Below are 15051 nucleotides of genomic sequence, written 5' to 3'. Positions count from 1 at the left end.
CCGGTGCCGAACTCGGCCGCGCACCCCGGTGCTGTCGAGACCGTTTCGCGGACTACGAGCGGGCGATGGTGGTGCGCCCCGCCGCTCAGGGCGCGTACTTGCCCACGAAGCTGCCGCAGGTCACCGCGCGGCCGGTGAGGCGGGCCTGGATCGCCGTCTCCAGGCCGAGGTAGGTGAACACCGGCGTGTCGGCCGGGACCGACGCCGGGACCGGGCCGCCGGTGGCCAGCAACCGGCTCGGCACCGTCTGGAACAGCACCAGGTACCCGCCCTCGCGGTTGAGCTCGTCGCTCTTCGCGAGCATCCGCTCGGGCGCGTCGCCGACGATCTCCAGTGGCAGCGGCCATTCCAGCGGGAACGGGTTGTTCAGGCGGAAGGCGGGGTAGGCGAACGCGTTGTCCGGCAGGACCGCCGTGCGCGGGGCCGGGAAGCGGTCGAGGCAGTCGCGGATCTGCCGGACGTAGGCGTAGGTCGAGGGGTTCGTGCGGATGCCCGACATCGCCGGGCTGACGTCGCCGAGGTCCGCGGTCAGCCGGTCGTGCCCGAGGTCGAGGTAGGCGGCCTGGTCGTGGCGCGCGACGACGACCCAGCCGCACACCGCGACCGCGGTCAGCCCGGCCGTCGCGGTGACCCAGCGGCGCGCCAGCCGCGGCCGGGGCGGGACGACGTGGCTCAGCAGCAGCAACGCCGTCAGCGCGAGGGTGCCGGTGAGCAGCGTCGGGGTGTCGTTGCCCCACGACAGGCTGGTCATGAACCCGGTGGCGAGCACGAGCAGCCCGGCCCACGGCACCCTCCGCGCCACGGCCGCGTTCACCGGCACGCTGACCGCGACGATCCACCACAGGACGTCGGCCCAGCGCGAGGAGCCGGTGAACCGGCCGTCGACGACGGTCCAGACCACCGCGGCCGCCCCGGCGAGCACCAGCACCCAGGACGCGGCCCGCCCGGCCGCGCCGAGCCGGTCGCCGGGCAGCCGGACGGCCAGCAGCACCACGGCGATCGCGGCGAAGAACCCGAGTTCGCGCACCGGTGCGCGGGTCAGCGCCTCGGGGTCGGCCAGCCACAGCCCGAGCAGCCGTTCGCCGTACGCGGGCACGCCGCCGGTGAGCTGCTCGACCATCTCGGCGAACCCGCCGCCGATGGCGACCCAGGCGACGTACGCCAGCCCGGGCGCGCCGAGTGCGAGCAGGTCGAGCAGCACCCGCACCACGCGCCGCGCCCCGGTCCGGGTGGCCGGGTGCAGCAGCAGCCACAGCACGCCGATCACGGCGGCCAGCGCGAAGCTCTGCTTGACGAACACCGCGCACCCGAGCAGCACCAGCCCGCCGCGGCGGGCGAGCGCGCGGCCGGTGCGCAGCCCGGTGTCCAGCGCCCACGCGCCGCACGCGGTGAGCGCGATGCCGTCGACGGTGTGCCAGGCCATCAGCGGGAAGGCGTTGAGGTTGATCAGCGACGCGGCCGCGACCATCGCCGTCATGCCCGGGCCCCAGTCCAGCACCCGGCGCCGGGTGACGAGCGCGGCGAAGGCGATCGTCGCCACGACGATCTCGATCATGGACAGGAAGCTCGACCCGAAGAACAGCGGCATCGGGAGGGCGAAGTCGACGACGTGCAGCACGGCCGAGCCGAGCGGGCGCGCGGAGATGATGTCGGCGTGCGGGACTTCGCCGTGCAGCACGCGCCACGCCTGCGCGAGGATGAACCCCTGGTCGGAGGGGTGGAACCCGAAGCGCCCGACGCGCAGTTCGGTGGCCAGCGCGAGCAGCACGACCCAGCCGGCGTGGATCCCCCAGCGCAGCAGCGGCCGGGAAGCCTTCGAGGGCGCGGGTTCCGCGGCGGCGTGCGCAGGACTCGCCACGTCCACGCCACGCCCGCCTTCCGCTCCCCGATCACACCCGGAAAGCGATGGTACTGGCCGGGGCGGTCAGGGGGTGCGACGGCCGTGCGCCGGACCATCGCCGGGCGGTGGGTGGTGGCCCCGGCGGGCCACCACCCACCTGCGTCACCCGAAGGCGGGCCGGGCGGTGCCGATCTCGGCCGTCTTGTCGGCGCGTTCCCCAGTGGTGCTACTCGGCATTTCGAACTCCCCAGTTCACGCCCGTACCGTTGTACGGGACTCGCGCGAGGGTAGAAGTACCGTTGCCGCCGTGCCAGGGTTTCGGCGGAATACGCGGGGATCAAGCACGACGGCGCCAGATCGAGCGGGTCACCGCCGCCGCGACCGACGCCGGCGCGGGCCGGCGGGGCAGGTCGCGGGCCTCCGGCGCCGACTCCCGCACGGCCGAGTACGCCAGGTGCGCGGCGAAGCGGGAGAGGCGTGGCGCCACGAGCGTCGCCAGTTCGGCCGCGCGCCCTTCCGGCAGGCTCAGCACCTCCGGCCGGTCCTCGCACGCCTTCACGACCAGGGCCGCCGCGCGTTCCGGGCTGCTCGACGGGAGGCCGCGGTAGCCGGTCGGCGCGATCATCGGGGTCCGGACCAGTGGCATCCGCACCGACGTGAACGTGACGCCGTCCGAGAGCGTCTCGCGCCCGGCCGCCAGCCCGAACTCCTCCAGCGCCGCCTTCGAAGCCAGGTACGCGGAGAAGCGCGGGGTGTCGGTCTGCAGGCCCTGGGTCGTCACGTTGACGACGTGGCCGAACCGGCGTTCGGTCATCGACGGCAGGAACCCGAGGATCAGCCGCACCGGGCCGAAGTAGTTGATCGCCATCGTGCGCTCGAAGTCGTGGAACCGTTCGGTGGACAGCGCGACCGAGCGGCGGATCGACCGGCCCGCGTTGTTCACCAGCACGTCCACCGCGCCGTGCTCGCCGAGGACGTCCTTGACGAGCGCGTCGATGGCGTCGCCGTCGGTGAGGTCGCAGGGGTACGCGGCCGCGGTGCCGCCCGCGGCGAGGATCTCCTCCCGCACCTCTTCGAGTTCCGGCGCGCGCCGCGCCACGAGGACCACCTTCGCGCCCTTGCGCGCCACGGCGAGCGCCGACGCCCGGCCGATCCCGGACGACGCGCCGGTGATCAGCACCGTCCGCCCGGCGAGGCCGTGGGTGTGGCGGGCGCGGTCGGGGTCGAGGTGGGCCTGCCAGTAGCGGTAGAGCGGGCCCGCGTAGTCACGGAGTTCGGGCAGTTCGATGCCGCTGCCGAACAACGCCGTCGTGGTGCGCGCGGTGTCGAACTCGACCGGCATGCTCAGGTGCGGCAGCACTTCGAGCGGGACGCCCAGCTCTTCGAGGACGGCGGCCCGCGTGGCCCGGCCGCCGGGCAGGCGGTCGATCCCGGCCGCGGCCGCCTTCGCGACCCGCCCGCCCGCGCGCCGGACCACGCCCGAGGCCCGGGCGGGCAGCGCCGCCCGGACGACCGGCCCGCCGGCGGCGCGCGCGAAGGCGTTGTAGACGGAGTTGAGCGACTGCGGCCGCGCGGCGGCGAGGTGGTAGGTCGACCCCGGCGGCGCGTCCCGGTGCATCAGGAACTCCATCGCGTCGACGACGTAGTCGACCGGCACCAGGTTCGTCGCGCCGAGGTCGGGCGCGGCCAGGGGGAGGCGCTTCGGCAGGGCCGCCAGCCGCGAGATCGCGGGGAGGAAGAAGTAGGGGCCGTCGACCTTGTCCATCTCGCCGGTGCGTGAATCGCCGACGACCGCGGACGGCCGGTAGACGCGGAAGGGCAGCGCCTGCTCGCGGACGAGCTTCTCGGCCTGGAACTTCGTCGCGTGGTACGGCGAGCCGAAGCGCTGGCCGAGGTCGAAGTCGGCCTCGGTGAACCGCCCGGCGTGATCGCCCGCGACGGCGATCGACGACACGTGGTGCACCAGCCCGGCGCCGGCCGCGGCGGCGAAGGCGAGCAGGTGCCGGGTGCCTTCGACGTTGGCGCGCCGGTTGGCCTCTTCGCCGGCGGTGAGGTCGTAGACCGCGCCCAGGTGGACGACGTGGTCGAGGTGCCCGCACCCGGCGGGGTCGACGCCGAGCCGCGGTTCGCCGAGGTCGCCGACCACGGGCCGCAGCTTGTCCGCCCCCGCCCAGTCCCGGCTCAGCGCGGCCAGGCGCTCGCGGGAGGTCTCGCGGACCAGCGCGTACACCGCGGACGTCTCCGGCCGCCGGAGCAGCCGCGCGACCAGGCGCTTTCCGATGAAACCCGTCGCACCCGTCACGAAGTAGGTCGTCATGGCCGGTCCCTTCCGTCGGGGCCGACTCTAACCTACTGAGAAGTAGGAACGGTAGTTGTCAGTGTTGCCCAGGGGGTCGGACCCCCAGACCCCCGCCAAAGGGGCTCCGCCCCCTTGGAACCCCCGGTCACGGTTGGGCCGTCTCTTCCGCCGTCGCGACGACAGCGTCACGCAAGGCGGCCCGAAGCCGTCCGACGTCGAGCGGCCCGAGCACCGCCGCTTCACCGGGCGGCGCGACCAGCACCACCTTGTCGTTGCTGACGAACACCGTCACGTCCCTGCGCCTGCCGGCCAGATCCCGGCAGCCGATCGACCACTCGCCCCGACTCATGGTCGCCGCCCTCCGATTCTTCGTCGATCGTGCTTCGTGCGAGGGTGGGAGGGGGCCGTGACGGCGCTATGACGCCGGTTCACCCGATCTGCCTACTCGCGGGTTTTGCCTTGCGCTTCGCGGATTTCCGGCGTATCCCCCGGTCGTGGCGCGGCCGGTTCCGGAGTACCGTCCGCACCGTCTCGTCGTCGTGGGAGGTCGCTGATGTCGGAGCCGCGGAAGATCGTCGTCGTCGGAGCGGGACTGGGCGGGGCGTCCGCCGCGGCCGCGTTGCGAGAGCGCGGCTACACCGGCGAAGTCCTGTTGATGGGCTCGGATCCGCACCGCCCGTACGAGCTGCCGCCGCTGTCGAAGGGCGTCCTGCTCGGCAACACCGACGAGCCCGACTGGGTGCACGAGGAGAAGTACTACGCGGAAAAGGACGTCCGCTTCAGCCCCGGCGTCACGGCGACGCGCGTCGAGCTGGGCGCCCGCCTGGTCCTCGACGACGCGGGCGGCGAGCACCGCTACGACCGCCTGGTCCTGGCCACCGGCTCCCGGCCGCGGTCGCTCCCCGTCCCGGGCGGCGACCTGCCCGGGCTCTACACGCTGCGCACCCTCGACGACGCGTTGAAGCTGCGCTCGGCGTTCGCGGCGGCGGAGCGGGTGGTGATCGTCGGCGCCGGCTGGATCGGCTCGGAGGCCGCGGCGGCCGCCCGCACGCACGACGCGGACGTGACGGTCGTGGACCCGGTCCCGGTGCCGCTGGCGAACGTCGTCGGCGAGACGATCGGCGGCGTGTTCCGCGACCTCCACGTCGCGAACGGCGTGAACTACCGCCTGGGCGAGCAGGTCGCGGAGATCACGGGCGGCCCGGACGGCGTCCGCGGCGTCCGCTTGGCGGGCGGCGAAGAACTGGCGGCGGACGTGGTCCTGATCGCGGTCGGCGCGGCCCCGCGGGTGGAACTGGCCCACGCGGCGGGCCTGGAACTGTCCGACGACGGCGGCGTCTGCGTCGACGCGGGCCTGCGCACGGCAGCCCCGGACGTGTATGCGGTCGGCGACATCGCGGCCCACTTCCACCCCCGCTACGGCCGCCGCATCCGCGTGGAGCACTGGGCGAACGCGAAGGACCAGGGCACGCACGTGGCGCAGAACCTGCTGGGGGAGAACGAGCCCTTCCTGGCCTCGCCGTACTTCTTCACCGACCAGTACGACCTGGGGTGCGAGTACCGGGGGCTGGCGGACCCGGCGGCGGACGAACTGGTGGTGCGCGGCGACCTGGCAGCCCGCGAGTTCACGGCGTTCTGGCTCCGCGACGGCGAAGTGGTGGCGGCGATGAACGTGAACATGTGGGACGACGGCGACGCACTGGGAGCGTTGGTCGACGGCCGCGCGAAGGTGACGGCGGAGCAGCTCAAGACGGCGGATCTGGCGTCGCTGACCTGATCTTCGTGCGAGTATCGCCGCGTGAAGGAATCAGGCTTCGAGGACAGCTTCCACCCGACCGACGCGGAAATCCGCGCCTGGGCGTACAGCGGCGAAGACGAACCGATGCAGGACTGGGACATCCTGCTCGCCGAGCCCGGGAACCTGCCCCTCCTGCTCGAGCTCGCCGGGGATCCCGCGTGCCCGGCCCGTGAAACGCTGCTCGGCAGCCTCTACTGCGTGGTCGGCCACGAGCAGCCGAAGGAGCAGTTCCGCGAGACGGCCGAGGTCGCCGCACGGTCGGGGAATGCCTGGCTGGAGACCTGGGCTCGCCGGGTCCGCGAGATCCTCGACCACCCGGAAGCGTTCAACCGCAAGGACTGGTGCGGCTTCCCCGGCTACGCGACCAAGCCGACGGGCTGACTTTCCCGCGTCAAAACCGAGAACGCCACCAAAGCCAGCACCGCGAACCCCGCCATCGTCGCGGCCATCGGCACCGCCGTCCCCGGGCCGCCGAGGCCGACCAGCGGCGTCGCCGCCGCGCCCACCACGAACTGCAGCACCCCCAGCAACGCCGACGCCGACCCCGCCGAACGCGCGTGGGAAGCGAGCGCCAGCGAACTCGCGTTCGGCATCACCAGGCCGATGCTCGACACCAGCAGGAACAACGACACCAGCAGGAACGCCAGCGGCGCCCGCAGCAGCGCCGACGCCAGCACGAAAGCCCCGCCCACGACACCCAGAAGCAGCCCGGACAGCAACAGCGCCCGTTCGCGCACGCGCCCCACGAGCCGTCCGTTGAGCTGGCCCGCCAGCACGATCCCGACGCCGTTGACGCCGAACACCACGCTGTACGCCTGCGGACTCAGCCCGTACACGCCCTGCAGCGCGAACGAAGACCCCGAGATGTAGGCGAACATCGACGCGAACAGCAGTCCCGACGCCAGCGCGTACCCCGCGAACGACCGGTCCGCCGCCAGCCGCCCGTAGGTCCGCATCACCTGGCCCAGCCGAGCCGGGGAGCGCACGGCGGACGGCTCCGGCAGGAAGAACACCACCACGGCCAGCAGCAGCGCGCCGAACACCGTGAGCACGACGAACACCCCGCGCCACGACGTCCAGTTCAGCAGCTGCCCGCCGAGCAGCGGGGCCAGGATCGGGGCCAGGCCGCTGACCAGCATCAGCGTCGAGAAGAACTTCGTCATCGCGGTGCCGGAGTAGAGGTCGCGGACCGTGGCGCGCGCGATCACGATGCCCGCGGCCGCGCCCAGCGACTGGACGAACCGCGCGCCGACCAGCAGCCACGCGTCCGGGCTCACCGCGCACAGCACCGAGCCCACGATGTACAGCACCAGCCCCGCCAGCAGCGGGCGGCGGCGGCCCAGCGCGTCCGACAGCGGGCCGAGCACCAGCTGGCCCAGCGCCAGCCCCACGATGAACGCGCTCAGCGTCAGCTGGACCGTGCTGTCCGCCGCGCGCAGGTCCTCGGCCATCCGGGGGAGGGCGGGCAGGTACATGTCGATCGACAGCGGCCCGAACGCCGAGAGACCACCCAGGATGAGGACGAACTTCAGCTGCGCGCGCCCGCGGGTCGCGGTACGTTCCGCCGTGGTGGTCATCGGCCTCCTCCCGGTCCTGCTTCCGACCAGCGACGCCGGCGCCGGTGCTATTCCGGCTGTGATCGGTGACACCCCGTGCTCAAATGAGCGTGAACCGATACTGATCCGACCAATTTCCGGCCGATTCGCCGCTGGCTCTGGATCGAGGCCTGCGACTGCGATATACATCGGATGTCTGGTCGGTGTGGGTGAAGGGAATATCCGTGCAGCTAGTGCGCCTCGGAGAGCCGGGAAGTGAGCGTCCGTTCGTGCGGGCCGATGACGGCACCACCTACGAACTGGGCGGGCTGACCGCCGACGTCGACGGCGGCTTCCTCGCCGCGGACGGGATCGCGCGCACCGCCGCCGCGCTCGCCGCCGGGGAACTGCCGGAGGCGGACGTCGACGGCCTGCGCGTGGGTTCGCCGATCGCGCAGCCCGGCAAGGTCGTCTGCATCGGCATGAACTACCGCCGCCACGCCGAGGAGACCGGCGCGACGCCGCCCACCGAGCCCGTCGTCTTCATGAAGGCGCCGGACGTCGTGGTCGGCCCGGCCGACGACGTCCTGATCCCGCGCGGGTCGGTCAGCACCGACTGGGAGGTCGAGCTCGGCGTCGTCATCGGCAAGACCGCCCGCTACCTCGACAGCGTGGACGAAGCTTTGGAGCACGTCGCCGGCTACGTCGTCTCGAACGACGTCTCCGAGCGCGAGCTGCAGTTCCGCACCGCCCAGTGGGACAAGGGCAAGTCGTGCGAGAACTTCAACCCGCTCGGCCCGGCGCTGGTCCCGGCGAGCGAGGTGCCGGACCCGCAGGACCTCGGCCTGCGGCTGTGGATCAACGGCGAGAAGAAGCAGGACTCCTCGACCAAGGACATGATCTTCGGCGTCGCCGAGATCGTCCACCACCTGAGCCAGGTGATGGTGCTGCGCCCCGGCGACCTGATCAACACCGGCACCCCCGAAGGCGTGGCCCTCGGCCAGCCCGACCCGAAGCCGTACCTGCGCGACGGCGACGTGATCGAGCTGGAGATCGACGGGCTCGGCCGGCAGCACCAGACCGCGAGGCAGGCCTGACCATGGCGAAGATCATCGGCATGGAGGTCCTCGACGTCCGGTTCCCGACCTCGCGGGAGCTCGACGGCTCGGACGCGATGAACCCCGACCCGGACTACTCCGCCGCCTACGTCGTGCTGCACACCGACGGCGGCCCGGACGGCTACGGCCTCGCGTTCACCATCGGCCGCGGCAACGACGTCCAGGCCGCCGCGATCCGGGCGCTCGCCCCGCACGTCGTCGGCCGGGACGTCCCGGAGGACGCGGCCGCGCTCGGCGACCTGTCCCGCACGCTCGTCGGCGACTCGCAGTTCCGCTGGCTGGGCCCGGAAAAGGGTGTCGCGCACATGGCCGTCGGGGCGGTCGTCAACGCCGCCTGGGACCTCGCCGCGCGGCGCGCGGGCCTGCCGGTCTGGCAGTTCGCGGCGCGGATGACGCCCGAGGAGCTCGTCTCCCTGGTGGACTTCCGGTACCTGTCCGACGCGCTCACCGAAGCCGAAGCCCTCGACATCCTGCGCCGGGCCGAACCCGGCCGGGCCGAGCGGGCCAAGCAGCTGGAAGAGCACGGCTACCGCGCCTACAGCACGTCCCCGGGCTGGCTCGGGTACGCCGACGCGAAGCTCGTGCGGCTCGCCGAACAGGCCGTCGCGGACGGCTTCGGGATGATCAAGCTCAAGGTCGGCGGCAACCTCGAGGACGACGTCCGCCGGATGAAACTGGCCCGCGAGACCGTCGGCGACGGCATCCGGATCGCCGTCGACGCCAACCAGCGCTGGGACGTCCGGGCCGCGGTCGACTGGATGACCGAACTCGCGCCGTACGACCCGTACTGGATCGAGGAGCCGACCTCGCCCGACGACGTCCTCGGCCACGCGGCGATCGCGAAAGCGCTCGCGCCCATCAAGATCGCGACCGGCGAGCACGTCCAGAACCGTGTGGTCTTCAAGCAGCTGCTGCAGGCGAACGCGATTTCGGTGCTGCAGCTGGACGCCGCCCGCGTCGGCGGCTTCAACGAGAACCTCGCGATCCTGCTGCTGGCCGCCAAGTTCGGCGTCCCGGTGTGCCCGCACGCCGGCGGCGTGGGGCTCTGCGAGCTCGTCCGGCACCTGTCGATGTTCGACTTCGTGGCGGTGTCAGGCACCGACGCGGACCGCTCGATCGAGTGGGTCGACCACCTGCACGAGCACTTCACCGACCCGGCCGTCGTCGAGCGCGGCCGGTACCTCGCCCCGACCGCACCCGGGTTCTCCGCGCGCATGCACGACGCCACGCTGCGCCGGTTCCGCTTCCCGGACGGTCCCGAGTGGACGGAGACCGCAAGTGAGTGAATTCGAGGGCCTGGTGGCCGCCGTCACCGGGGGCGCCTCGGGCATCGGCAAGGCCGTCGCGACCTCGCTGGCCGAACGCGGCGCGCGGGTGGCGGCCCTCGACCTGAAGCCCGGCGAGGACGGCATCCGCTGCGACGTCTCCTCCGATGACGAAGTCCGCTCGGCGATCGACGCCGTCGTGGAACGCTTCGGGCGCCTCGACATCTTGGTCAACAACGCGGGCATCGGCGCGCAGGGCGACGTCTCGGCCAACGACGACGACGAGTGGCACCGCGTGTTCGACGTCAACGTCGTCGGCATGGTCCGGCTCGCCCGGGCCGCACTGCCGCACCTGAAGAACTCGCCGTCCGCGGCGATCGTGAACACCTGCTCCATCGCGGCCTGGGCCGGCCTGCCCAACCGCGCGCTGTATTCGGCCAGCAAGGGCGCGGTGCTCTCGCTGACCCTGGCGATGGCGACCGACCACCTGCCGGACCGGATCCGCGTCAACTGCGTGTGCCCGGGCACGGCGGACACCCCGTGGGTGGGCCGCCTGCTCGACGCCGCCGACGACCCGGCGGCCGAACGCGCGGCCCTCGCGGCGCGCCAGCCGATGGGCCGGCTGGTCACCGCCGAAGAGGTCGCGAACGCCGTCGTCTACCTCGCCAGTCCGCTTTCCGCTTCGACCACCGGCACCGCGCTCGCGGTCGACGGTGGCATGTACGGCCTGCGCCCGCGCGGCCCCGTGCAACCCCAGTAGGACTTTCGCTGTCATCAAGGAGGATGCGGTGCGCAATAGGGTGATCACGGTGGCCGCCACGGCCGCCGTCTGCGGCCTGGTACTGGCCGCCTGCGGGTCCACCAAGGACAACGCGACGGCGCCCGCGGCGGGGGGCGGCTCCGGCGGCAAGGTCGGCGCGACCCTGCCGCTGCTGACCTCGCCGTTCTGGCAGGCCTACAACAACTACGTGCCGCAGATGGCCAAGTCCGAGGGCGTCGACGTCCTCCCGGCTGTCAACGCGGACAGCGACCCGGCGAAGCTGATCACCGACATCGGCACGTTCCTCAACCAGGGCGTCAAGGGCCTGGTCGTGACGCCGCTGGACTCGGCGGCCATCGTCGCCGGGCTCAAGCAGGCCGAGAACAAGGGCGTGCCGGTCGTCGCGGTCGACGTCGCCCCCGAGAGCGGCAAGGTCGCCATGGTCGTGCGCGCCGACAACAAGGCGTACGGCACCAAGGCGTGCGACGCGATCGGCGCGAAGGTCAAGTCCGGCAAGGTCGTGCAGATCATGGGCGACCTCGCCTCGGTCAACGGCCGCGACCGCTCGGAAGCCTTCCGCGACTGCATGAAGTCGAAGTACCCGGGCGTCCAGGTGCTGGAGATCCCGGCCGAGTGGAAGGCCGACAAGGCGTCCTCCGGGCTGGACAGCATGCTGACCGCGAACCCGGACATCAAGGCCGTCTACATGCAGGCCGGCGGCGTCTACTTGGCCCCGACCGAGCAGGCGCTCAAGCGCAAGAACCTGTTCTTCCCGGTCGGGGACCCGAAGCACATCGTGCTCGTGTCCAACGACGGCATCCCCCAGGAGCTGGCCGCGATCCGCGCCGGCGAGCTCGACGCCACCGTGTCCCAGCCGGCCGACGCCTACGCGAAGTACGGCCTGTACTGGCTGAAGAAGGCCATGGCGGGCGAGACGTTCAAGCCGGGCCCGACCGACCACGACAGCACCATCGTCGAGATCAGCCCCGGCATCCTCGAGGACCAGCTGCCCGCGCCCGTCATCACCAAGGACAACGTGGACGACAAGGCCCTGTGGGGGAACAACCTGTGACCGCGCTGCCCGCCGGCGAATCCGCCGTCCCGGTGGTCAGCGCGGTCGGAGTCGGGAAGCGCTACGGCCCCACCGTGGCGCTCCACGACGTCAGCCTCACCGTGCACCCCGGCGAGTCCCACGCGCTCGTCGGGCGCAACGGGGCCGGCAAGTCGACGCTCGTCTCCATCCTCACCGGCCTGTCCGCCACCGACACCGGGCACGTCGAGTTCGGCGGCGCGCCGGCCCCCGCGCTGACCAGGCAGGACGACTGGAAGGCGCGCGTCGCCTGCGTGTACCAGCACGCGATGGTCGTCCCGCAGCTCACCGTCGCCGAAAACCTGTTCCTCAACCGGCAGGCGGGCGGCGGGTTCGCGATCGGCTGGAAGTCGTTGCGGCGCCAGGCCCGCGAGCTGCTCGACTCGTGGGACGTGCACGTCGACGTCGACACCCCGGCCGGCGAGCTGTCGGTCGAGGACCGGCAGTTCGTCGAGATCGCCCGCGCGCTGTCCTACGGCGCCCGGTTCATCGTCCTCGACGAACCGACCGCGCAGCTGGACAGCCAGGCCATCGAGCGGCTCTTCGACCGGATGCGCCAGATGCAGGCGGGCGGGGTGACGTTCCTGTTCATCTCCCACCACCTGCACGAGGTGTACGAGGTCTGCCAGGCCGTCACGGTGCTGCGCGACGCGAAGCACGTGCTGACCGCGCCGGTGGCCGAGGTCGGCAAGGCGCAGCTGGTCGACGCGATGACCGGCGAACCCGGCGGCCTGTCGGTGCGCGACGCCGCGACGCGGGAGTCCCTCGAACCGGACGCCCCGGAGATCCTCGCGGTCGACGGCCTGTCCGGCGACGGCTTCTCCGACGTCTCCTTCCGGCTGCACCGCGGCGAGGTGGTCGGGTTCGCGGGCAGCAACGCCAGCGGGAAGCACCAGGTCGCCGAGACGGTCTACGGCCTGCGGACGCCGTCCGCGGGCACGGTCCGCGTCGACGGCGAGCCGTTGCGGCCGGGCGACATCCCGGCGGCGCTGCGGGCGGGCATCGGCTGCGTCCCGCGCGACCGGCACCACGAGGGCCTGGTGCTGGAGCACTCGATCGCCGACAACGCCACGCTGTCCATTTTGGACAAACTGGGCCGCGGCGGGATCGCTTCGCCGGGCACGAGGTTCGCGAAGGCGTCGCAGGCGCTGAAGGACTACGACATCGTGGCCGCGAGCGCCGAGCAGCCGGTGTCCGACCTTTCCGGCGGCAACCAGCAGAAGATCGTCCTGGCGCGGGCGTTGCTGAGCGACCCGCGCGTGGTCGTGCTGATCAACCCGACCGCCGGGGTGGACGTGAAGTCGAAGGAGGCGCTGCTCGCGGTCGTCGACCGGGTGCGCGCCGAGGGCAAGGCGGTGCTGATCGTCAGCGACGAGCTCGACGACCTGCGCCTGAGCGACCGGGTCCTGGTGCTGCGCGCCGGGTCCGTGGTCGCCGAGCACCAGGCCGGGTGGTCCGACGGCGACCTCGTGGCCGACATCGAAGGAGTCGAGCTTTCGTGACCGACGTGATGACCTCCCCGCAGACGGAGCTGCCCGCGCCACCCCGGCGCCGGAAGGCCGGCTGGCTGCGTGAACTGGCCCTGCTGCCCGCGCTGATCGTCGTGTTCGTGATCGGCGGCCTGGTCGACGACACCTTCGTCGGCTGGAGCAACATCGTCAGCATCCTGACCGCGTCGGCGGCGCTGTCGCTGGTCGTGCTGGGCGAGTCGCTGGTGCTGATCACCGGGAAGTTCGACCTGTCGCTGGAATCCACGATGGGCCTGGCGCCGGCGCTGGGCGCGATGGTCGTGATCCCGGCGGCGTCGGCCGGCTTCGGCGTCGAGCTGCCCGCGGCTATCGGCCTCCTGATCATCCCGCTGTGCGGGGCGCTGGTCGGGTTCGTCAACGGCTTCCTGATCGTGAAGCTGAAGCTGAACGCCTTCATCGTCACCCTGGCGATGCTCACCGTGCTGCGCGGTGTGCAGGTCGGGTCGACGCAGGGCAAGACGCTGTTCAACCTGCCGGACTCGTTCACGAACCTCGCCACGACGACGTTCGCCGGCCTGCCGATGTCGGTCTGGCTGGCTGCGGCGCTGTTCGCGGCCGCCGGCTGGGTGCTGCGCTACCACCGCGTCGGCCGCGCGCTGTACGCGATCGGCGGCAACCGCGAAGCCGCACGGGCGGCCGGCGTCCGCGTCGACCGGATCGCGTGGGCGGTGTTCGTCGTCGCCGGGATCCTCGCGGCGATCGGCGGGCTCGCGTACACCGGTTACGTCGGCGCGCTGGGCGCGAACCAGGGCTCCGGGCTGATCCTGCAGGTGTTCGCGGCGGCGGTGATCGGCGGCGTCTCGCTCGACGGCGGCAAGGGCACGCTCGTCGGCGCGCTGACCGGCGTCCTGCTGCTGTCGTCGGTGTCGAGCCTGCTGAACTACGCGCACGTCCGCGCGGAGTGGCAGGGCGCGATCTACGGCGCGATCATCCTGGTGGCGCTGATCATCGCCCGGTACGCCGGGGGAAAGCCCCAGACCTGACGCGGGTCAGGTGATCATCCGACGTTCCATGGACCGCCGCGACGCGCAGGAGGTGAGTGTGTCAGGAGGCTTCGGCGGTGAGGTCCGGCGTGGTCGGGTCGTCCGCGGTGCCCAGGGCGTTGCGCAGCCACTGCTCCACGCCCGCGACGTGCACGGTCGCCCACGAGCGCGCCAGTTCCGGCTCGCGCGCCGCGATGGCCTCGTAGATCGCCGAGTGCTGCTCCCGCGTCTTCGCGACCGCGCCCTCCTGGGTGAGGCCGCGCCAGATGCGGGCGCGCGCGGTCGGCCCGGAGAGGCTGTCGAGCAGCGAGCACAGCACCGGGTTGCCGGAGCCGTCGGCGATCTTGCGGTGGAACTGGAGATCGTTGGCGACCAGCGCCTCGACCGTCGGCGAGTCCTCGAGCTCACCGAGCAGCTGGCCCAGCTCGGTGATGTCGTCGTCGCTCATGTGCAGCGCGGCCAGCGCGGTCGCGGCGGGCTCCAGGATCCGCCGCACGGCGAGGAAGTCGAGCACGGTGTCGTCGCGGTGGAAGTCGACGACGAACGTCATCGCGTCGAGCAGCAGGTTCGGCTCGAGGCTGGTGACGTACGTGCCGTCGCCCTGGCGGACGTCGAGCACCCTGATCAGGCACAACGCCTTGACGGCCTCCCGCAGGGAGCTGCGCGAGAGCCCGAGCCGCTGGGCCAGCTCGGCCTCCTTGGGCAGCCGGTCGCCCGGCGCCAGCTCGCCGGAGATGATCATGTCCTTGATCTTGTCGATCGCGACATCGGTGACGGGCATCGCGTCCGTCCTCCCTGCACCAGACCTCGGATGTTTCGGTGTTCCTCCCCAGC

Annotated in this window: 13 protein-coding genes; 8 read left to right on the top strand and 5 right to left on the bottom strand. The window is 72.2% G+C overall.

The window, feature by feature from the left end:
* Nucleotides 1-85: 85 nt before the first annotated feature.
* From MUY14_RS27350 to MUY14_RS27340, 3 genes are all read right to left on the bottom strand, one after another.
* On the bottom strand, nucleotides 86-1864 hold the full coding sequence (locus MUY14_RS27350; RefSeq protein WP_247013234.1) for a hypothetical protein: 1779 nt from the start codon (nucleotides 1862-1864) through the stop codon (nucleotides 86-88).
* A 313-nt stretch (nucleotides 1865-2177) separates the two neighbouring features.
* Entirely contained in the window at nucleotides 2178-4157 is a 1980-nt protein-coding gene (locus MUY14_RS27345) for an SDR family oxidoreductase (RefSeq protein WP_247013233.1), read from the bottom strand.
* Nucleotides 4158-4284: 127 nt separating this feature from the next.
* Nucleotides 4285-4488 (bottom strand): hypothetical protein, encoded by a 204-nt coding sequence (locus tag MUY14_RS27340; protein ID WP_247013231.1) that lies wholly within the window; start codon nucleotides 4486-4488, stop codon nucleotides 4285-4287.
* Nucleotides 4489-4692: 204 nt separating this feature from the next.
* Here MUY14_RS27340 and MUY14_RS27335 point away from each other — a divergent pair, with 204 nt between their 5' ends.
* Together MUY14_RS27335 and MUY14_RS27330 are read left to right on the top strand one after the other, a co-directional pair.
* Nucleotides 4693-5916 (top strand): NAD(P)/FAD-dependent oxidoreductase, encoded by a 1224-nt coding sequence (locus MUY14_RS27335; protein WP_247013229.1) that lies wholly within the window; start codon nucleotides 4693-4695, stop codon nucleotides 5914-5916.
* Between the two features lie 21 nt (nucleotides 5917-5937).
* Complete coding sequence (locus MUY14_RS27330) at nucleotides 5938-6318, top strand: hypothetical protein (RefSeq protein WP_247013227.1); 381 nt, start codon at nucleotides 5938-5940, stop codon at nucleotides 6316-6318.
* Here the strand turns inward: MUY14_RS27330 and MUY14_RS27325 are convergent.
* Complete coding sequence (locus MUY14_RS27325; RefSeq protein WP_247013225.1) at nucleotides 6294-7514, bottom strand: multidrug effflux MFS transporter; 1221 nt, start codon at nucleotides 7512-7514, stop codon at nucleotides 6294-6296. The genes MUY14_RS27330 and MUY14_RS27325 overlap by 25 nt on opposite strands.
* Before the next feature lie 203 nt (nucleotides 7515-7717).
* Here MUY14_RS27325 and MUY14_RS27320 point away from each other — a divergent pair, with 203 nt between their 5' ends.
* From MUY14_RS27320 to MUY14_RS27295, 6 genes are read left to right on the top strand one after another with little or no spacing between them, the layout of a single operon-like run.
* Entirely contained in the window at nucleotides 7718-8569 is an 852-nt protein-coding gene (locus MUY14_RS27320; RefSeq protein ID WP_247013223.1) for a fumarylacetoacetate hydrolase family protein, read from the top strand.
* Between the two features lie 2 nt (nucleotides 8570-8571).
* A complete protein-coding gene (locus MUY14_RS27315) occupies nucleotides 8572-9876 on the top strand; it encodes an enolase C-terminal domain-like protein (RefSeq protein WP_247013221.1) in 1305 nt (434 codons plus the stop codon).
* Nucleotides 9869-10615 carry an SDR family NAD(P)-dependent oxidoreductase gene (locus MUY14_RS27310; RefSeq protein WP_247013219.1) on the top strand — a complete coding sequence of 249 codons (747 nt, stop codon included), beginning with the start codon at nucleotides 9869-9871 and terminating at the stop codon, nucleotides 10613-10615. The genes MUY14_RS27315 and MUY14_RS27310 overlap by 8 nt, the downstream gene beginning before the upstream one ends.
* Before the next feature lie 40 nt (nucleotides 10616-10655).
* Nucleotides 10656-11687: a sugar ABC transporter substrate-binding protein gene (locus MUY14_RS27305; RefSeq protein ID WP_247025256.1), complete on the top strand. Its 1032-nt coding sequence runs from the start codon at nucleotides 10656-10658 to the stop codon at nucleotides 11685-11687.
* Nucleotides 11684-13207, top strand: a complete 1524-nt coding sequence (locus MUY14_RS27300) for a sugar ABC transporter ATP-binding protein (RefSeq protein ID WP_247013217.1) — start codon at nucleotides 11684-11686, stop codon at nucleotides 13205-13207. The genes MUY14_RS27305 and MUY14_RS27300 overlap by 4 nt, the downstream gene beginning before the upstream one ends.
* Nucleotides 13204-14217, top strand: coding sequence for an ABC transporter permease (locus MUY14_RS27295; RefSeq protein ID WP_247013215.1), 1014 nt, complete (start codon nucleotides 13204-13206; stop codon nucleotides 14215-14217). The genes MUY14_RS27300 and MUY14_RS27295 overlap by 4 nt, the downstream gene beginning before the upstream one ends.
* A 61-nt stretch (nucleotides 14218-14278) precedes the next feature.
* Here the strand turns inward: MUY14_RS27295 and MUY14_RS27290 are convergent, their stop codons facing one another.
* Nucleotides 14279-14998: a FadR/GntR family transcriptional regulator gene (locus MUY14_RS27290; RefSeq protein WP_247013213.1), complete on the bottom strand. Its 720-nt coding sequence runs from the start codon at nucleotides 14996-14998 to the stop codon at nucleotides 14279-14281.
* Nucleotides 14999-15051 lie beyond the last annotated feature (53 nt).

The sequence above is a fragment of the Amycolatopsis sp. FBCC-B4732 genome (assembly GCF_023008405.1).
GTDB classification, from domain to species: Bacteria; Actinomycetota; Actinomycetes; order Mycobacteriales; family Pseudonocardiaceae; genus Amycolatopsis; species Amycolatopsis pretoriensis_A.
The sequence above is the reverse complement of the archived record's forward strand: the minus strand, read 5'-3'. Positions and strand labels throughout refer to the sequence as shown.